The organism is Gordonia paraffinivorans NBRC 108238 (assembly GCF_000344155.1).
Lineage (GTDB): Bacteria > Actinomycetota > Actinomycetes > Mycobacteriales > Mycobacteriaceae > Gordonia > Gordonia paraffinivorans.
This window is the reverse complement of the sequence record NZ_BAOQ01000056.1, coordinates 1-21195: the sequence shown is the minus strand read 5'-3', so window position 1 is coordinate 21195 and position 21195 is coordinate 1. Positions and strand designations below refer to the sequence as shown.

3 protein-coding genes are annotated in these 21195 nt (G+C 71.8%); 1 reads left to right on the top strand and 2 read right to left on the bottom strand.

What is annotated here, in order from left to right; genetic code table 11:
• A partial coding sequence (locus GP2_RS21445; protein WP_006902418.1) for a non-ribosomal peptide synthetase occupies positions 1-11523 on the bottom strand: 11523 nt, incomplete at its 3' end.
• Positions 11520-19637: a non-ribosomal peptide synthetase gene (locus GP2_RS19865; protein WP_006902417.1), complete on the bottom strand. Its 8118-nt coding sequence runs from the start codon at positions 19635-19637 to the stop codon at positions 11520-11522. The genes GP2_RS21445 and GP2_RS19865, both read right to left, overlap by 4 nt.
• A gap of 409 nt (positions 19638-20046) precedes the next feature.
• Here GP2_RS19865 and GP2_RS19860 point away from each other — a divergent pair, with 409 nt between their 5' ends.
• Complete coding sequence (locus GP2_RS19860) at positions 20047-20949, top strand: hydroxymethylglutaryl-CoA lyase (protein ID WP_006902416.1); 903 nt, start codon at positions 20047-20049, stop codon at positions 20947-20949.
• Positions 20950-21195 lie beyond the last annotated feature (246 nt).

Genomic DNA, 21195 nt, shown 5'->3' with positions numbered 1-21195 from the left:
CATCTGCTCCGGCATCGGGTCGAGTGCGGCGACGGGTGTGGTCGGGTCGTCCGCGACGGCGCCGAGCAGGTCGACCAGGTTGGCGGCGACCACCTCGACGACCTCGGCATCGACGGCGGCGAGGTCGGCCCTGACGACGAGGGACAGACCGTCGCCTTCGGGTGACGCGATGAGGGCCAGCGGGTAATGGGTGGCGTCGGAGGTGGCGACATCGCGGATCTCGAGTCCGGAGTCGCGGGACCCGTCCATCACCACGTCGGCGTCGACCGGGTAGGACTCGTAGACGACGAGAGTGTCGAAGAGCGCGGAATGCCCGGTCGCACCGATGATCTCGCCGAGTCCGAGGAACTGGTGGTCCACGAGCCGCGCCCGCGTCTCGTGGAGTTCGGCGACCAGGTCGCCCACGGCACGGTCGCGCGCCACGTCGGCCACCACCGGGACCGTGTTGATGAACAACCCGATCATCGCGTCGGCGCCGTCGAGATCCGCCGGACGGCCCGACACGGTCTCGCCGAACACGATCCGTCGCTCGCCGGTCAGCCGGGACAGCACGATCGCCCAGGCCGCGTGCAGGGCCGTGCTCACGGTGCTGCCGAGTTTTCGGACACGCATTTCGAGGGCGTCACGGGTGGCGGCGTCGAGCCGGACCGCGACCTCGTGCGGACGGCGCCTGCCCGGCTCCGTCCGAGCCGCGTGCTGGGGCGCCACGAGGGTCGGGGTGGCGTCGGCGAGCTCGGCGCGCCAGGCCGCCCGGGCGGCGTCGCGGTCGCGGTCGTCGAGCCACGCGAGGTAGGACTCCATGTCGGCGGCCGGGGTGATCGCCGGGCGCCCGAGGTGGGCGGCGAGCAGGTCGGCGACGAGGATCGGTCCGGACCAGCCGTCGAGGATGATGTGGTGGGCGGTGATCACCAACGTGTGGGCGGGACCGTCCGCCGTGCGGTGCGAGACCGCGGTGAATCGGATCAGCGGCGGTGCCGACAGGTCGAACGGCCTGTCCCGATCCTCCGCGGCGAGCTCGGCGATCAGCTCCGCGGCGACCACCGGGTGTTCCGCGGTCAGGTCGACGCCGCGGAAGTCGGGTTCGCCGACACACGGGTGGTCGGCCGGAGGGACGACGACCACCGGCAGGCCCGACGCCGAGCGGGTGAACGCCGACCGCAGGACACGCTGCCGGGCCAGCACCTCCCGTACGGCGGGCAACAGGGCCTCGGGTGCGTGCTCGCCGGCGAACTCGATCACCGACTGGGTGACGTACGGGTCCTCCGCTTCCGCGGCCGCCGTCCGTTCCGCTTCGTAGAACAGTCCCTGTTGCAGTGGTGTGGCGGGCCAGATCGTCGCCGAACGGGCGCCCGTGTGACCCCGGTACCTGTCGACCAGGGCGTCGATCTCCGCCTGGACGAGTCCGCCGCCGATGACATCGGTCTCGGCGGGGCCGGGATCACCGACGCCGTCGACGTATCCGGCGAGCGCCGCCAGCGCCGACTCCCAGCGATCGGCGAGGCCGTCGAGATCGGCCCGCGTCAGGATCGCCTCGGGCGCGGTCAGGTCCAGCCGGAGTCTCCTGCCCTCGCCCGACGCTACGGTTCCCATCGTCGCGGTGAGCGCGGCCGGGGCCACCATGTCCCCGCGGACCGACGGCGGCAGGAACGGGGCGTCCGCCACCGGGACGAATTCCGTTGCTCCCGCGCCCTGTTCGTCCCCTGCGGAGGTGAGGGCGCCCAGGTAGTTGACGGTGACGGGCGGCAGCGGCAGGTCGGCCAGGGGTGACGCCGGGCGCAGCCACCGGAGCGGGCCGAACGCGATCCCGTTGTCGGGCATGCGCTTCTGTCGGTCCTTGAGCGCCTTGACCAGGCGGGCGACCTCCCGTCCGGTCGTCTCCCCCTGCGCACTCGCCCCGACGGACACGGGGACGAAGGAGGTGAACCAGCCGACGGTCTCACTGAGATCGGCGCCCGGGGCGACGTCCTCTTCTCGGCCGTGGTTCTCCAGCACCAGTGAGATCTCGTCCGCGGTGAACCCGAGTCGCTGCCGACCGGGGCCGCCGGCGATCGCGCTCACCAGCGCCGCCGCGAGGATGGTGTCGACGCGCGCGCCGAACGCCTCGGCCACGCGTCCGATGGTCGCCTCCGAGCGGGCGACGTCGATCGTGTGGGTCGTCGACACCATGGAGTCGAAGGTGTCGCGGGCGCGGTCGATCACCGCGTCCCGCCGGCCGCCGAGTTGCTCGGTCCACCAACCGATCTCCTCAGTCCGCTCGGCGAGCCCGGAGAGGACGGCGGCCCACCGGCGGAAGGACGTCCCGGTGGTGGTGAGGTGGGGTCGCTCGCCGTTGCGGTACTGCCACCACGCGCGACCGAGTCCGGAGACGATCGTCGGCCAGGACACCGCGTCGACACCGAGGTGGTGGATGGCGATCACCAGGCGACCGACGGTGTGTCCGGCGCCGGTGAGGCGGACGCCGACGGCCGACACCAGACGACCGTCCGCGGGCGCGAGCGCCTCGAGTGCCCGACGATGCGCGTCGCTGATCGCATCGTCGAGCGACGCCTGCGGCGCATCGTGCCGGAGGTCCCGCTCGGCGATCGTGACGAGGATGTCCTCGGCGTTCCCGGCACCGGCGACCACCAATGGTTCCCCGTCCGGGTCGACGGTCAGGGCGGCGGTGAGCATCGGGTGGGCGGCGACCACCGCGACCATCACGCTGCGCAGGGCATCCTCGTCGATGTCGGCCGGGAGGGTGAGGACCGTGGTCTGTGAGAAGTCGGAGATCTGCGCGGGGTCGTCGGCGAGCTCGAGCATCCAGGCGACGCCCGGCGTCGGCGAGACCGCTCCGATGCCTCCGCCGGGCAGTTCCTCGAGGACGGCGGCAGGTTCGTGGTGGGCAAGACGGGCGAGGTCACGGATCGATCCGGCGGCGAAGACGTCGCGCGGGGTGAGGGTGAAACCTGCGGCGCGGAGCATCGAGGTCAGGCGGATGGAGGCGATGGAGTCCCCGCCGAGTGCGAAGAACGACTCGGTCATCGCCACGCGGTCGGCGCCGAGGACCGCGGCGACGATATAAGCGACGACCCGTTCGGCGTCGTCGGCCGGTTCGGCGTCGCCACCGAACTCGGCCGGAACCTCGAATCGCGGCGCGGGCAGCGCCTTCCGGTCGAGCTTGCCCGTGCTGCTCAACGGGGCCTCGGGCAGGGTCGTCCACAGGGTGGGATGCATGTATGCCGGCAGCGAGTCGGCCACCGCCTGCTTCGCACGGTCGAGCGCGCCGTCGGCGTCGGGCCCGATGAGGTGACCGACGAGATGCTCGGCCCCGCCCGGTGCGCGCACCAGGGTGACCGCGGCCTGCCGGACCCCGTCGACGGCGGCGAGGACGGCCTCGATCTCCCCGAGCTCGATCCGCTGGCCGCGGAGCTTGACCTGGAAGTCGCTGCGGCCCAGGTACTCCAGTGCGCCGTCGCGGTTGCGCCGCACGAGATCGCCGGTGCGGTACAGCCTGGTGCCGTGGCCGAACGGGTCGGCGACGAAACGCTCCGCGGTCAGGTCCGCGCGGCGTGCGTACCCGCGCGCGAGCTGCACACCGCCGAGGTAGAGCTCGCCGGTGACGCCGAACGGGACCGGCCGCAGGCGCGCGTCGAGCACGTAGGTCCCGGTGTTCCAGACCGGACGGCCGATCGGCACGACGTCGAGATCGGGGGCGAGGGCGGCCGACGAGACCTCCACCGCGGCCTCGGTGGGACCGAACAGGTTGTGGACCTGCACGTGTGGCAGCACGGCGCCGACCTCGTGCAGCGTCGCGGGCGCTAGTGCCTCGCCCGAGCAGTACAGGTGTCTCAGGGTGGGCAGGAGGTGCGCGGCCCGGCCCGTGCCGGCGACGGCGCGGAGTGTCTCGACGAAGACCGTCAGCAGCGACGGGACGAAATGGACGGTCGTGACACGCTCGGCGTTGATCAGCCGGGCGACCGCCTGCGGGTCGAGGTGCGCGTTGTCGGGGGCGATGACCAGGCGGGCGCCGGTCATGAACGGGACGAAGAGTTCGGGCACGGAGACGTCGAAGCCCACCGGGGTCTTGAGCATCACCGCGTCGTCCGGTCCGATCCCGAATTCGTCGATGCCCCAGCGCAATCGATTGACCACCGCGCGGTGCGCCACCGTGACGCCCTTGGGCAGCCCGGTGGAGCCCGAGGTGAACAGGGTGTAGGCGGCGTTGTCGGGCCGAAGCGCCGAGCGACGGTCGGCGTCGGTGACGACGGGGGTGTCCAGGTCGACCGGGGTGGTGGAGTCCACCACCAATAGCCGGCTCAGGAGATCGGCCGGCGGATCGTCGTCGCCGGCCACCGCGGTGGAGGCGGCGACGAGTCCGATGTCCGCGCCGGAGATGTCGAGGATATGGCGCACCCGTTCGGGCGGGGTGTCCGGCGCCACCGGGACGTACTGCGCGCCGGCTGCGAGGACCGCGTGCACGGCGATGACGAGCTCGACCGAGCGCGGGATGCAGACGACGACGGCGTCCTCGGGTCCGGCGCCGGCGTCGATGAGCTCACGGGCGAGGACCGCGACCCGGGCCGCGAATTCCCGGTGGGTGAGCGAGCGGCCGTCGGCGCGCACGGCGACGGCGTCCGGGGCGATCCGATACCCGGTCAGGGACGCCTCGGCGAGTGTCTCGGGGACCAGCGTCACCTCGCGCCCGGTCGACAGCTCGCGCTGGACCGCCGCTTCGGTCGGGGTGAGGATGCAGACATCGGCGATCACGGCGTCGGGAGAGCCGGCCAGCGCGGTGAGCATCGACACCAGCGAGGCGGCGATCATCTCGGCGGTGGACTCGTCGAAGAGCGCCTCGGCGTAGGTGATCGACCCGGTCAGTGCACCGTCGGCGTCTTCCCGGACCCCGATGGTGAGGTCGAATTTCACGGTGGTGTCGTCGAATTCGACGAACTCGGCGTCGAGGTCGCCGAGCCTCGCGGTGGCGAGGTCGCCCGTGCCGGCGGTGTGGACCAGCATGACCTGGGCGAGCGGCTCGACGTTGTCCATGCGCGGTGGGTCGACGGCATCGACGACACGCTCGAACGGGACGTCGGAGTGGTCGAACGCCGCCAGGTCGGCGGCCACCACACGATCGAGCAGCTCCCCGGAGGTCAGCGTGGGGTCGACATCGACGCGGAGTATCAGCGTGTTCACGAACATGCCGACGAGCCGGTCGATGTCGCGGTGCCCGCGGCCTGCGACCGGGGTGGCAACCGCGATCTCCTCGGTGGCGGTCAGGCGCGCCAGCGTGGCGGCGACCGCCGCGTGGACGACCATGAACAACGTCGCCCGCTTCCCCGCCGCACGTCTGCGCAGGGCGGCCGCCGTCTGCTCGGGCAACGACCACCGTGTCGTCGCCGCGCGCAGGTCCGGTGCCGGACCGCGCTGCCGGTCGGTCGGCAACGGCAGCACGTCGGGCAGGCCCCGCAACCGGTCGGCCCAGAAGGAGAGCTGCCGTGCCATCTCCGACGACGGATCGGTGGGTTCGCCGAGCCGGATCCGTTGCCAGATGGCGAAATCGGCGTACTGCAGCGGAAGCGGTTCCCAGGCCGGCGCCCCGCCTTCCCGGCGCGCGGCGTAGGCCTCGGCGAGCTCGCGCGCCAGGACCGGTGCCGACTCCCCGTCCGCGGCGATGTGGTGCAGCGCCATCACGAGCACGTGGTCGTGATCGGAGGTGCTCAGGATTCGCGCGCGCAGCGGCAGATCCCGCGTCACGTCGAAGGGCGTCGTGAGGGTGGTGGCGATCTCCGCGTCGAGGACGTCGGCGCCGGAGACCAGGGTGTGCCCGACGTGCACCAGGTCCGGATGCGCGCCGAGGATCAGCTGTCGGGGCTCGGCGGTCGCCGGGCCGTCTTCATCCCGTGTCTCGTCGACGGTCGGATAGACGGTGCGCAGCACCTCGTGGCGCTCGACGAGATCGTTGGTCGCCGCACGCATCGCGGCGATGTCCACGCGTCCGTGCAGCCGGACGACGATCGGGATCACGTATGCCGCGGAGTCGGGTTCGTACTGGTTGAGGAACCACATCCGGCGCTGCGCATACGAGAGCGGGATGTGCTCGGGCCGGGCCTGCGGGCCGGGTGCCCGGACCCCTGCCGCACTGCCGGGGTCGCGCGCGTCCACCGCCGCGGCGAGCGACTCGACGGTCGGCGCCTCGAACAGGGTGCGGACGCCGATGTCGACGCCGAGCCGGTCCCCGATCCGGGCGACGACGCGCGTCGCCGACAGAGATGTGCCGCCGAGGTCGAAGAACGAGTCGAGCGCCGAGACGGGCTGATCGCCGTCCGCGAGTCCGAGGACCTCGGCGTAGACCGCCGCCACTGCGCGTTCGGTGTCGGTCCGCGGTGCGACGAACTCGGCTCGGGCGAACTCCGGCAGCGGCAGGGCGGCCCGATCGAGTTTGCCGGTCATCGAGAGCGGGATCTCCTCGATCGGCACGATCGCCGCCGGCACCATGTACGCGGGCAGTCGTCGCGTCGCGTGCCCGACGAGGTCGCGCGGGTCGGCTGAGGCGCCCGGAACCCACCGGACCCAGGAGACGAGGACGGTCTCCCCCGAGGTGGGGTGGCGCATGCCCGACGTGGTCGCGAAGTCCACCGCCGGATGATCCGACAGCACCGCGTCGATCTCGCCGAGTTCGATCCGGAATCCGCGGATCTTCACCTGGAAGTCGTCGCGGCCCAGATACTCCAGCTCCCACCGGCCGTCCCGCAGGCGCGGGCGGACCAGGTCGCCGGTCTTGTACATCCGCTCCCCCGGCCCGCCGAACGGCGCGGCGACGAAGCGTTCCGCGGTCAGCGCCGGCTGCCCGAGGTAACCCGCCGCGAGCGCCGGACCGAGGAGGTAGAGCTCGCCGGCCACCCCCGGTGGGACCGGGTGCAGACGCGGGTCGAGGACGGCGACCCCGACCCCGGAGATCGGGCCGCCGATCGTGACCGGCGCGTCGGGCCGTAGCGGTTCCGAGGCGGTGGACCAGATGGTGGCCTCGGTGGGCCCGTAGAGGTTGAGCATCGTGCGGCCGGTGGACCAGGTCCGGACGAGCTCGGGCGCGCAGGCGTCACCGGCCACGCACACCACCCGGACGCCGTCGACCGCGTCGGCGGGCACCGTGGCGAGCGCGGTCGGCGTGACGGTCAGATGGGTGACCGACCGGGCCGTGAGGATCTCCGCGAGCTCGTGACCGCCGGTGACCCCGGGCGGGACCACGACGAGGGTCGAGGCCTCCGCGACGGCGACCAGCATCTCGAAGACCGACGCGTCGAATCCGGGTGCGGCAAACCGCAGGACACGCGACTCCGGGGTGAGCCGGAGGCGTCCGCGTGCGTCGGCCACGAGGTCGGCGAGCCCGCGGTGGGTGACCGCGACCCCCTTGGGACGTCCGGTCGAGCCGGACGTGAAGATCACGTAGGCGGTGTCGTCGACGTGCGGGATCACGCCCGGCGCGTCGAGATCGGCGCCGTCGGGGTCGTCCGCGGTGCCCGCGAGGTTCCCGATCGTCGACCACCGCGGGCCGTCGGCGTCGATCCGGTCCACCGGGTCGGCCGCCAGTCCGATCCGGGCTCCGAGTGTGCCCACCATGAACCGGATGCGATCAGCCGGCTGTGCGGGGTCGACGAGACCGACCGCCGCTCCGGTCCGCGCGATGCCCCAGAACCCGACCACCGCGTCGACCGATCGCGGAACCGCCAGCGCGACAACCGTTCCGGGCCGCGCCCCGCGGCCTCGCAGGGCGGCGGCGACGCGCCTGGACTCCGCGTCGAGCTCGGCGTAGGTGAGCGACCGTTCGCCGTCGGTGACCGCGGTGTTGTCCGGATGCCGTGCCGCGGCGTCGGCGAGCAGGTCGGGCAGCGTCCGCCGTGCCGGCGCGAGGGACGGGGCAGCGACGACCGCGCGGGGAGCGTCGGAAGGCCCGGCCGGCAGGTCTCCGACCGGCGCGGTGGGCGCCTCGATCACGGCGCGGGCGACATCGACCATCCGTTGCCCGAGCGCGGCGACCGTGTCCGCGTCGAACAGCGCCGTGGCGTAGGTGATGACGATGGGCGTGTCGGCGTCGCGGGGGCGGCCCGGCGCGTCGAGCACGGTCACCTGCAGATCGGTCTTCGCGGCCGTGACCGGCGCCTGCGCCTCGGCGACGAGCAGCCCCGGCAGTTCCACGGTGGGCCGGTCGGAGTTCTGGAAGGCCAGCGCGACCTGGAACAGCGGCGGGTGGGCCGTGTCGCGGGTCGTGACGACCTCGTCGACGACCGTCTCGAACGGCAGGTCGGCGTGATCAAGCGCGGCGACGTCGACCTCGCGACACACCTCGAGGACCTCGGTGAAGCCGAGGTCGCGCCTGATGCGGGTGCGCAAAGCGAGGGTGTTGACGAACATGCCGATGAGTCCGTCGAGACCGCGTTCGCCGCGGCCTTCCACCGGCGTGCCGATGACGAGGTCGTCGCCGGCGCCCGACCGCAGGAGCGTCACCGCCAGCAGTGCGTGGACGCACATGAACATGGTGACCCCGTGCCGGTCGGCGAGGTCGCGGAGCGCGGCCCAGGTCTGCCCGTCGATCACGGTGGACAGCTCGGCACCGGAGTCGTCGCGGACAGCCTCCCGCGGACGATCGAGCGGCAGTTCGGCCAGCTCCGGGACGTCGGCGAGTTCTTTTCTCCACCAGTCGAGTTGGCGCGCGGCCAGCGACGACGGATCGGTGACGTCGCCGAGGACCTCGTGATGCCACACCGCGTAGTCGACGTAGTGGACGGGCAACGGCTCCCACTCCGGCGCGCGTCCTTCCGCCCGTGCCCGGTAGGCCCGGACGAAATCGGTGACCATCGGACCGATCGACCCGCCGTCGCCCAGGACGTGGTGGATGACCATGACGAGCGTCCACTCGTCGTCGGCCACCCGCAGCAGGCGGGCGCGGACCGGCGCCTGTCGTGCGAGATCGAAACCGCGCGTGGCGATGTCGCGGATGGTCGCCTCGACCTGCGCGTCGCCGGCGTCGCGGAGGTCCAGGGGCGGATCGACCTGTACGTCGTGGCGGCCGGCGCCGGGCGGATCGATCACCTGTCGCGGGATGCCGTCCTCGGCGACGATCCGGGTGCGCAGGGACTCGTGCCGGACGATCAGGTCGTCGAGGGAGGCGGCCACCACCGCGGGGTCGAGCCCGCCGGCGGCGTCCGGCTTCTCCCGGAGTCGCAGCACCGCCGGGATGAGATAGGCCGCGCCGCCGGGATCGAGCATCTCGAGGAACCAGATGCGTCGCTGGGCCGGAGACAGCGGAAGCGGTCCGGAACGGTCCACCGGTCGCAACGGCGGCCGGGGGCGGGCACCGGGGTCGCCGTCACCCTCCTCGGCGAGCCGCTGTTCGATGATCGCGGCCAACCCCCGGACGGTGGGAGCGCCGAACAGGTCGCGGGCCGCGACCGCGGCGTCGAAGACCTCCGCCGCCCGCGCGGCGACCCGGGTCGCGGTGAGCGAGTTGCCGCCGAGATCGAACAGCGACGCGGTGACACTCACCTCGTCGATGCCGAGGATCTCCCCGACGATGTCGGCGAGGCCGGACTCGACCGGCGTCGCGGGCGGCTCGATCGCATCCGGTTCGTCGGCGGTGCCCGGATCCGGCAGGCCGTCCCGGTCGAGCTTTCCGTTGACGGTGAGCGGCAGCGCATCGAGGGTGGCGAAGAGCGTGGGCACCATGTAGTCCGGCAGGGCCCGGCCCAGAAGCGTGCGCAGCATCGCCTCGTCGGGGAGTTCCGCGCCCGCGGTCGGCACCAGGTAGCCGACGAGATGTTCGGTGTCGCCGCGCATGCGTACCGCGGCGCCCGCGGCGTCGACGCCGTCGAGCGCGGACATCGCCGATTCGACCTCGCCGAGCTCGATGCGGAATCCGCGCAGCTTGACCTGGCCGTCGCGGCGACCGACGAACTCGATCGAACCGTCGCGCGCGACGCCGATGTCGCCGGTCCGGTACATCCGCGAACCGGGCGGGCCGAAGGGGTCGGCCACGTAGCGGGTGGCGGTCTGGCCGTGCCGGTTGAGGAAGCCGCGGGTGACCTGGACGCCGGAGACGTACAGCTCGCCGGGGACACCGTCGGGCACCGGGGCGAGCCGGCCGTCGAGCACATGGACCCGTGACCCGAACAGCGGTCCGCCGATGTCGGACGCCGTTGCGGCGTCGACGAACCGGCGGGTGAGTTCGCGCCGGGTCATGTAGACCGTGGTCTCCGTCGGCCCGTACATGTTGTTGAGTTGGGGACCGCCGACATCGGCTCCCGGAGGCGTCGGGGAGCCGTCTGCGTCGCGGTCGGCCTGCCACTTCCGCACGTGCTCGTAGTCGAGCAACTCGCCCGAGAAGTGCAGCCTGCGCAGTGCGCGCGGGAGCGGCCGCCCGTGCGGGGGCCGCACCGCGGCGGCGAACTGGTAGAACGACGACGGGGTGAAGTTGGCGACGGTGACGCCCGCGCGGTCGAACACCTCGACCACGTCATCGGGTGCGCGGGTCGTCGCGTGGTCGAGCACCACCAGGCGGCCTCCGGCCACCAGCGCGGCCCAGATCTCCCCCACCGAGACGTCGAACGCGTACGAGTGGAACATCGACCAGACGTCGTCGTAGGTGCTGTCGACGAGGAGATCGAGTGCGACGAGCAGTGACACGACGTTGTCGTGCGTGACCACGACGCCCTTGGGGACACCGGTCGACCCGGACGTGTACATGACATATGCAGCGGCATGGGCGCGTATCCGCTCCGGCAGTCGCGGCGCCGGCCTCTCCTCGGACCAGGCCAGGAGTTCGTCCGGAGTGAGGGTCCGGGCCGAGATCTCCGTCGATGCCGACCACGCGGCGGCGGTCTCGGCGTCGGCCAGCACCAGCACCGGATGGGCGTCGTGGACGATCGACCGCAGGCGCGTGAGCGGATGCGTCCGGTCCAACGGCAGATAGGCCGCACCGGTCTTGAGGACTGCCAGGAGCGCGACGATCAGTCCGGTGGTGCGCGGCATCGCCACGCCCACGAGGGTTTCCGGGCCGGCGCCCGCGGCGGCGAGCGCCTGCGCGAGCCGGTCGGTGTGCTCGTCGAGCTCGCGATAGGACATCGAGGTCCCGTCGAGGTCGGTGAGCGCGACCGCATCCCCGCGTCTGCGAGCCGACACGCGGACCAGCCCCGGCAGCGACTCGAGGTCGCCGGTTCCCAGGAGGTCGTCGATGCGCCGGTCGAGGTCGGCGAGAACGGTCTGCGCGGCCGCGGCCAGCTCGGCCGGCGTCTTCCCTGTTCGCGGCAGCAGAGCGGTGACGGTCGCGCGGATCGCGGTGCCGGGATCGACGCCGCGACCGGCGAGCGTCGTCGCCGCCGTGGCGACCCTGCGATGCAGATCGGCGAACGTGACCGGCCCGCCGGCACCCGTCATCGCCTCCGTGTCGGGGGCGTGCGCGGCAGCGAGGGCCAGGCGTCGGACCGCGAGCGGTTGGGCGATCGCCGCCCCAGCGCCCGGTACGTTGCGCGGAGCCGAGGTACTCGAGGTCACGCGGGTTCCACCCGATTTCGAGTACCGTCGCCGGCCGTCCCCCGCGTCGGGCGCAGGATGCCTTCGGCCGACCGGCGGATGCACGCGAGGACCTCGTCGAGTGTGCGGTCGGCGTCGGCGAGCAGGGTCGTGACCGCCACCGCGAGCGCCTCGGCCGGGTCCGCGTCGGGCATGGAGATCGCCATCGCCACCGAGGTGGCCTCGAGGTCGGCGAAGGTGATCGCCGGGGCGCCCGGCACACCGATCTCGGCGTCGGGGTGGCCTGCCGCCACCTGCGACACCAGGTCGTGCAAGGGCAGATCACCGTCGGGCGCAGCGGATTGCTCCTCGGCGGACCAGATCGTCAGATCGCCCACCGGCGCCGACGGACGCGCGGCGATGTCGGCGAGCAGGCTCTCGTACCGGCGTGCGATGCGTTCGGCCTCGGCCGGGTCGAACAGGTCGGTGTCGTAGGCTATGCGACCCCCGAGTGCGCCGCCGCGGTCCACGCCGTCGAGGTCGGTCGGGAAGACCATCACCTCCAGGTCGACCTTCGCGGGGAACGTCGCCGGCGGCCGCACCCGCACGGTGAGCCCGTCGAGACGGACGTCGGGCAGTTCGAGGTTCTGGTACGACATCATCACCGAGAACAAGGGGTTCTGTTCGCCGCGTCGCGCCGGGCCCACGCCCGCCGCGTTCAGGTGGTCGACGATCTGGTCGAACGGCACCTCGGCGTGCGCGAGATCGGCGATGTCCTCGGTGCGGACACGCCGGAGCAGATCGTCGAAGGGCTCGTCGATCGAGACCCGCGTGCGCAGGGGCACGGTGGTCACGAGCATGCCCACCATGTCCGCCAGGGCCGGGTCGTCGCGGCCGGCGAACGGGGTGCCGATCACGACGTCGTCGTGCCCCGACAGGCGTGCGACGAGGACCGCCAGCGCCGCGTGCAAGACCACGAACTGCGTCGTGTTGTTCACGCGCGCAAGGTGATTGATGACACCAGCGGTCTCCGGAGCGACGGACCAGTCGACGAGTCCCCCGACATGCCGGGGGCGCGCCGGCCTCGGCCTCGCGGTCGGCACGGTCGCGGGCTCGCGCACCGTCTCGAGTCGCCGCCGCCAGTAGTCGAGTTGGTGCTGCTCCTCGGTGTTCCCGTCCGGGCGCCGGGTCGACAGCCGTTCGGCGCGCCACAAGGCGTAGTCGGCGAACTGCACCCGGGTGCGCTCGGCCGCCCGCGACCACCGGCCGGTCTCGCCGGCCACCCGTGCCCGGTAGGCGGCTGTGAGGTCGCGCGCCATCGGCCACAGCGACCCGCCGTCGGCGTTGATGTGGTGCACCGCGAAGACGAGCACATGGCGGTCGGCCGCCAGTCGCAGGATCGCCGCGCGCGTCGCCACCGTCTTGGTGAGGTCGAAGCCCGGCTTCACGACGGCCTCGATCTCCGCCTCGACACGATCCGGGGTCGTCTCGACGATCGGGACGCGGAGTTCGCGGACCGCGTCGGCCGTCGGCACGATGAACTGGACGGGCTCGCCGTCGTGCAGCGGGTAGCGCGTGCGCAGCGGCTCGTGACGCGCGATGACGTCCGCGAGCGCTCCGACGAGCGCCTCGACGTCGAGCGGGCCGTCGAGCTCGAGGGTCAGTTCGACGTTGTAGGCAGACGACGACGGGTCGATCTGGTTGAGCGTCCACAGTGCACGCTGGGTCCCGGTCAACTCGACGATGTGCGGACGGTTGCGCGGCGTCAGCACCCGTCCGACCCCTGTGGCGTCCACGCTGTTGAGCGCCGCTACGAAGCTCGCCACCGTGGGGTTCTCGAACAGCAGAGACAGCGGCACGCGCCGGTCGATGTGCTGTTCGAGCAGGTGGGTCACCTTGGTCGCCGACAGCGAGCTGCCGCCGAGTTCGAAGAAGCCGTCGTGCACGCTGACCGCCTGCAACCCGAGCACCTCGGCGAACACCTGCGCCACCGCGGCCTCGAGACGGCTACGGGGAGCGACGTACTCGCGAGCCGGCGAGATCTCGACTGCGGGCAGTGCGCGCCGGTCCACCTTGCCGGTGCGGGTCACCGGGAACTCCTCGAGCACCCGGACCGTGTGCGGGACGAGGTGGGCCGGGAGATGGGCCACGGCGTGGTCGAGGATCTGCTCGGGAGCGGGAGTGCATCCGGGCGGACCGGTCACGTACGACACCAGCACGGTGTCGCCGTTCGGCGTGCTCGTGCCCACCGTGACCGCGTTCTCCACGTCGGGATGCTCGACCAGCACCGAGTCGACCTCGCCCGGCTCGACCCGCATGCCGCGGATCTTGATCTGGAAGTCGTTGCGGCCGTGGTAGATCAGATCCCCATCGGATGTCCGGGACACCAGATCGCCGGTGCGGTACATCCGGTCGCCGTCTCCGAACGGGTCGGCCACGAACCGGCTCGCGGAGAGCCCGGGACGGCCGTGATAGCCGCGCCCCAGGGCACGACCGGTCAGGTACAGCTCACCCACGACGCCTGCGGGCACCGGACGCAGGTTCGCGTCGAGCACACGAACACCGACCCCCGAGATCGGCTGCCCGACAGAGACCGGACGACCCGCACGCATCGGTTCCGAGACCGTGACCCAGATGGTCGTCTCCGCCGGTCCGTAGCAGTTGACCAGCGGGCACCCGGCGGCATCCCATCGTTCGACGAGTTCGGGCGGGCACGCCTCGCCGGCGGTCATCATGACGTCGAGGTCGCAGACCCCCTCCGGGTCGATCGTCGCGAGCGCGGTCGGAGTGGCCACCGCATGGGTGACCCTCCGGCTCGTCATGACCTCTTCGAGCTCGGGGCCGGCGAACACGTCCGCGGGCGACACCACGAGTTCGGCACCGGCGCACATCGCGAGGAGGATCTCGAAGACGCCCACGTCGAAACCCGGTGCGGCGAGCTGCAACACACGCGCACGCGGGCTGATCCCGAGGATCGCGTGTTGCTCGGCGACCATCTCCGCGAGCCCGGCATGGGTGATGACGACGGCCTTCGGACGCCCGGTGGACCCGGAGGTGAACTGCAGGTATGCCGGGTCGTCGACGTGGACGGGACGGGTTCGCTCGGCGTCGGACAGCGGGTGGTCGCCGACCCCGACGAAGCTCAGCTCGACCTCGAGGTCGTCGAGGACCCACTGCTCGACGTCGACGGCCCCGCCTTCGGCGGCCGCGGTGTCACCGCCGGTCATGGAGTCGACGGTGATCAGGAGTCCCGCACCGCAGTCGGCCAGCATCGACGCCCGGCGCTCGGCCGGGAGCCTCGGGTCGAGCACGGCGAACGCCGCGCCGCTCATCGCGATGCCGAGGATCGACAGCACCATGCGCGCCGAGCGGGGAATGCACACGGCGACGACGTCGCCCGGGCCGATCCCGCGTTTGGCGATCGCACGGCCGATCTGATGGACGGCCGCCGTCATGTCCGCCCAGGTGAGAGAGCCCTCGTCGACGCTGAGTGCGATCGATGCCGGGTCCGCGGCCGAGACGCCCCGTTCCAGCAGCTCGGGCAGGGTCGCCTCCGGCACCCGACCCCGCCGCGGTTCGGTCAGGGCCCGCACCTCGGCAGGCCCGAGGACGTCGACCGAGGTCAGCGGACGCTCGGGCCGTTCCACCATCTGCTCCAGCACCCGACGGAGACGATCGGCCATGGAGGCGACGGTCTCCGCGTCGAACAGGTCTGTGGCATAGGAGAACTCGACGGCGTAGTCGTCGGCGCGCTCGGTCACCGAGACGGTGACGTCGTACTTCGCCGCGGGAACCCGTGCGTCGAGGATCTCGGCCGAGCCGGTCCAGTGCGACAGCTCGGCGAGCGGATCGGGCTGCACGGTGAGTGCGACCTGGAACAGGGGTGAATGGGATGCCGAGCGCTGCGGGGCGACGGCGTCCACGACGCGCTCGAACGGCACGTCGGCGTGACTCATCGCGCGGGCACAGCGCCGGTGGGCGCCGACGACCAGATCGCGCACCGTGTCGGCGGGTCGCAGGCGGGTGCGCAGCACCACCGTGTTGACGAACATGCCGACGAGGTCGGTGACGGCCGGGTCGTCGCGTCCCGCCACGGCGGTTCCGATGCTGACGTCGTCGGTGGCCGCGAGCCGCCCGAGCGTGAGCGCCAGCGCAGACTGGAAGACCGCGAACGGGGTGACGGCCAGCGACGCGGCGAGCCCTCGGATTCCCGCGGTGAGCTCGGGGTCCAGGTCGACGTCGAGATGGTCTCCCGCGCCGGAGATCACGCGCGGCCTGGGTCGATCGGTGGGCAGCTGCAGCAGGTCCGGCGCGCCGTCGAGCTCGTCCCGCCAGAACTCCACCCCCTCGACGAGCACCGACGAGGGCTTCTCCGGGGTGCCCAGGGTCTCCGCCCGTTCGATTGCGACGTCGGCGTACTGCAACGGAAGCGGAGCGAACCGGGGCTCGTGTCCGGCCCGACGGCTGTCGTAGGCCGTCATCAGGTCGTGCAGCAGCGGGCGCAGCGAGTGGCCGTCCGCCGCGATGTGGTGCAGGACGAGCACGATCACGTCGCCGCCGGGGTCGCCGGTGAGGAGCCGATAGCGGAACGGGATCTGATCGGTGAGATCGAAACCGAGTTCGACGACCGCCCCGAGCGCCGCCTCGAGGCCGCCGGCCACCTGCAGCGGGGTCGCGCCGAGCTGCTCGGCGGCGGTCGAGGTGTCGAGGATTCGCTGTTCCGGCTCGCCGTCGACGCCCGGGAAGACGGTGCGCAGGATCTCGTGGCGGTCGAGCACGTCGAGAACGGCTCGATGAAGGGTCCCGGGATCGACCGGATGGTTCATGCGCAGCGCGCCCGACATGTTGTATCCGGGGTCGGCGGGCGCCATCCGGTTGAGGAACCAGATCCGGGTCTGCGCCTGCGACAGCGGGATCCGGCTCGGACGCGGGCGCGGTTCCAGGGTTCGCGGCCCGTCTGCGGTCACGGTGGTGGCGCGAGTCGCCAGGTCGGCGAGATCACGGCTGTCGAACACGTCGGTGAGCGCGATCGACAATCCGTGGTCGATGCGGGCGCGCGCGACCATGCGCGCGGCCGTCAGCGAGTCGGCGCCCAGTGAGAACAGGTTGTCCGAGACGCTCACCCGCTCGCATCCGAGCGCTTCCGCGAGGAGCCCGGCGAGCACCTTCTCCGCCGGTGTGCTCGGCGCGCGGAACTCCTGCGGGTCACCGGAGAGATCCGGCGCCGGGAGGGCCGAGGCATCGAGCTTGCCGGAACGTGTCGTCGGGAAGGAGTCGACGAAGACCACGCCGACCGGGACCATGTGACCGGGCAGCCGGCGCCGGCAGTACGCCCGGACCGCCTCGGCGTCGATCTGCGGCGCGGCGGGTTCTCCGGGGCCGGCGCCCACGCGACGGAGTCGCAGGTAGGCGACCAGCACCGGTCCCGGTCCCAGGTCGCGGCGCGCGAGGACAGCGACCGCCTCCACACCGGGCATCGAGGCGACGGTCGACTCCACCTCGCCGAGCTCGACGCGCTGTCCGCGGATCTTCACCTGGTGGTCGGTGCGGCCCAGGTACTCGAGCTCGCCGTCGGCGGTCCAGCGAACCAGGTCGCCGGTCCGGTACATCCGCGCGCCGTCGGCGCCGAGGGGGTCGGCGACGAACCGGGTGGCGGTCTGCGCCGCGGCGGCGTGATAGCCGATCGCGAGCTGCGGACCGACGAGGTGGAGCTCGCCGGCCACGCCGACCGGCACCGGACGCAGGTGACGGTCGAGGACGCGAACCACGGTGCCCGGGACCGGACGGCCGATGGGGACGAAGTCCTCGTCGGCGGTGACCCGGTGAGAGGTCACGTCGACGGCCGCCTCGGTGGGGCCGTACAGGTTCACCAACTCCGCCGTCGACCCGCTCAGCAGGCGCCGGGCCAGTTGTGCGCTCAGGGCCTCTCCCGAGGTGAACACCAGACGCACGGAGGCCGGCAGCGCGGCGCCTCCGGTGGAGGCGTCCCCTCCCGACGGGGCGACACCTGCCGGTGCGACGACGTCGAGATAGGCGTCGAGCATCGAGGGCACGAAGTGCGCGACCGTCACCCCCGCGGCCGAGATGAGCGCGCGCAGATACTCGGGGTCGCGGTGCCCGCCGGGTCGGGCGATCACCATTCGCGCTCCGGTCCGCAAGGGCCACAACAGTTCCCACACCGAGACGTCGAAGGTCGCGGGGGTCTTGTAGAGTACCGCGTCCGACGCGGTGAGCTGGTGGTCGCGCTGCATCCAGGCGAGTCGGTGACCGATGGCGACGTGATCGATCTCGACGCCCTTGGGCACCCCGGTCGAGCCGGAGGTGAAGACGATGTACGCGGGCTGGTGTGGCAGCAACGCACGGTTGCACACTCGCTCGCCGAGCGCCGTCAGTGCCGATTCGACGTCGCCACCCGGCCGGCCCTCGGCGTGCAGGGCGCGACGGTGCGTCTCCACGAAGGTCGCGTCGACGACGAGACGGGGCGTGACGATCGCCTCCACGGCTGCTCGCCGGTGTTCGGGTTCGGCGGGGTCGGCCGGGACGTAGGCCGCTCCGAGTGCCATGACCGCGTAGACGGCGCAGACCTGCTCCACCGAGCGGTCGAGCGCCACCACCACACGGTCGCCCGTGGACACTCCCTCGGCTGCCAGCAGACCGGCGAGCCGTTCGACGATCTGCGCCACGTCCAGGTAGGTCAGCGTCGCGTCGTCGGACACCAGTGCGGGAGCGTCCGGGGTCGACGCCACGCGCCGGACGAACGGCGCCAGCACGTGTTCTTCGGAGAACCCCGACGCCGGTCCCCCGTCGCCGAACTCCGCGAGTCCTCGGGATTCCCCGGGTAGCAGCAGGCCGAGATCGGCCACAGGCCGCCTCGGGTCCTCCACGAACTGGCCGAGCACGTGGAGCAGGCGCTTCCGGTGGGTCTGGAGCTCGGCGGCGTCGTAGAGGGCGGGGTTCGCGTGCAGGCCCACCTCGAGCGGCGCGTCCGGACCTGCGGCGAAGACGTTCATCACGAGGTCTTCGACGATGCCCGCCGACAGCATGTGGTAGCCGACCCGGGCGCCCTCGATCTCGATCGGCCTGTCGAACAGGAGAAGGTTGACCAGCGGCCCGAACGCCGTGCCGACGGCGTCGCCGAATCCGGCGGCGGCACGGATGTCCTCGGACCGGTAGCGCTGGTGCCGGAGCACCGAGGTGATCTCGGTGGTGACCGCGGCGACCACGTCGGCGCACGTCGCGGCTCCCACGCCGTCCACGCGCAGCGGCAGCATGTTCGACACCATGCCCGCCGAGTGCTTGATGCGCGCCGTGGTGCGCGCGGTGACCGGAAGGCTGAGCACGACGTCGTCGGTCGCCGACATCCGGACCAGGAAGGCGGCGAAGGCGGCGGTCAGTATCGCGGCCACAGAGGCGTCGAGGTCGCGGGCACACCGGCGCACACGGGCCTCGAGGCCGGCGTCGAGCATGCCCGCGGCGACCACGGTGTCGGTGTGGATGCCGGTGAGCGCCGGGTGGGTGGCGAGCGTGACCCGTTCGGGCAACCCTGCGGCACGCTCGGACCAGAACTCCCGGTCCTTCGCGAAGCGCGTGCTCTCCCGGTAGGCGGCGTCATCGGCCACGACCTCGGCGAGCGACGCCCGCCGAGGCGCGGGACGCTCCGCTCCGGATACCGCGCAGTTGTATCGGGCCACCGCCTCGTGCAGGCACATCAGTGCGCCGTAGCCGTCGAACGCGATGTGGTGGCCGCGCATGTACCAGAACGTGCGGTCGTCGGCGACGCGGATGAACGCGCCGATCGCAACGGGGTCCGCGCGCAGGTCGACCGGCCGCTGATGGTCGGCGCGCATCCACTCGTCGGCCGCCGCGACCGGATCGGACTCGCCCCTCAGGTCGATCTCGATGACGGGGAAGGACGCGGAGAAGTCGATGTACTGCTTCGGCACCCCGTCGACCTCGGTGATCCGCGTGTAGGCGGTCTCGAGTTCGCGCGCCCCCTCGACCACGCCGCGACGGAACAACTCTCGGTCGAACGGACGCCCGGCGTCGACGATGTCCAGGTAGTGCGCAACCGTGATCGAGTGATCATCGTCGAGGTTCTCGGCGAACCACATGGCACGTTGAGCGGCGGTGAGGTCGAGCAACTCGATTTCGGTCATGCCGCCGTGTCCTTCCCACGCTCCGACCCGCTCCCGACAGTCGGGATCCCCTGAGCTCGGGATGTCTCGTCATCCATGCATCGTCCGATAGTGGTCTCGGCGAAAGGTGCCAACGGCGACGCCGCTTCCACCACCCCCGAAGCGTTCGCCGAACAGCCTCGAATCATACGCTTCACATCACATTTGAGATCCGAAGTGTTACAGCGCATGTTCGGTTCCGTCACCGGGAGGAGATCACGGCAGGCAGATTTGGGGCTCGTGTGACCACATAAGTCACACGAGTCTCCTGCAGCCACTCTGGCCCGTTCCGAATCGTTACCGGCCCCACCGAATTAGGCCGTTCGACCGACAGCGGAAAAGATGGGCGACCCGGTCGCATCGGACATCCGCCGCGGGGCAAGATTGGGGGATGACGAGCGTGCAGTTGGTCGAGGTCGGTCCGCGCGACGGCCTCCAGAACGAGCAGAAGATCCTCACGGTCGACGACAAGGTGGAACTCATCGCCCGCGCCGTCGACGCCGGCGTCGGTCGCGTCGAGGCGGTCAGCTTCGTCAATCCCAAGCGCGTCCCGCAGATGGCGGGCGCCGAAGAGGTGATGGCACAGGTTCCCCGCACCGACGGGGTTTCCTACATCGGGCTGGTCCTCAACCGGCGAGGCCTCGAGCGCGCTCTCACCGCCGGGGTCGACGAGGTGAATGCGGTCGTCCCCGCGACCGAGGAGTTCAGCCGGCGTAACCAGGGCTGCAGCGTCGACGAGGGGATCGCCGCGGCGATCGATGTGGTGCGCGACGCCAAGAAGGCCGGGCTCGCCACCACCGTCACCGTGGCGGTCGCGTTCGGTTGCCCGTTCGCGGGCGAAGTGGCCCCGGACCTGATCGGCGACATCGTCGCCCGCCTCACCGACGGCGAGGCGCCCGACGAGATCGCGCTCGCCGACACCATCGGGGTCGGCGTCCCAGCCCAGGTCCGCGACCTTGCCGAACTGACCGCGGCGCGAGCCCCGGGCATCCCCCAGCGCTGGCACTTCCACAACACCCGTAACACCGGATATGCAAACGCGCTCACCGCATTCGACGCGGGGGCGAGTGCGCTCGACGCCTCGATCGGCGGCTTCGGGGGATGTCCGTTCGCCCCCGCCGCCACGGGCAACATCGCCTCCGAGGACCTCGTCTACGCACTCGACCGGTCCGGCGTCACCACCGGCGTCGACATGGGCGCCCTCGTCGAGGCGGCCGGTTGGCTGGGCGCGGCGCTGGAAAAGGAAGTCCCCGCCCTCCTCGGACGCGCGGGAGGTTTCCCGGACGCCCGCTGAGGCGGGGACTCACGACGATGCGTCGTGCGGCGGCTAGCTGTACTGACCCGGAACGTTAGGTACAGAGTTCGGCGAGTCGACGTGACATAGGGAAGACCTCCGAGTGAGGTGTGGAGCTGTCTAAGAACCGCTCCTCAACCCGGAGGTCTTCATGTCCCACCGTAATTCACCGCTGTCCCCGACTGGCCGGTTGCGTCTGGCTCGGTGTGTTGTTGAAGATGGGTGGCCCTTGCGCCGCGCGGCTGA

Bases quoted from the DNA above. Each gene is read 5' to 3' on its own strand.
- GP2_RS19865 (WP_006902417.1), bottom strand. From the start codon at position 19,637: ATGACCGAAATCGAGTTGCTCGACCTCACCGCCGCTCAACGTGCCATG.
- GP2_RS19860 (WP_006902416.1), top strand. From the start codon at position 20,047: ATGACGAGCGTGCAGTTGGTCGAGGTCGGTCCGCGCGACGGCCTCCAG.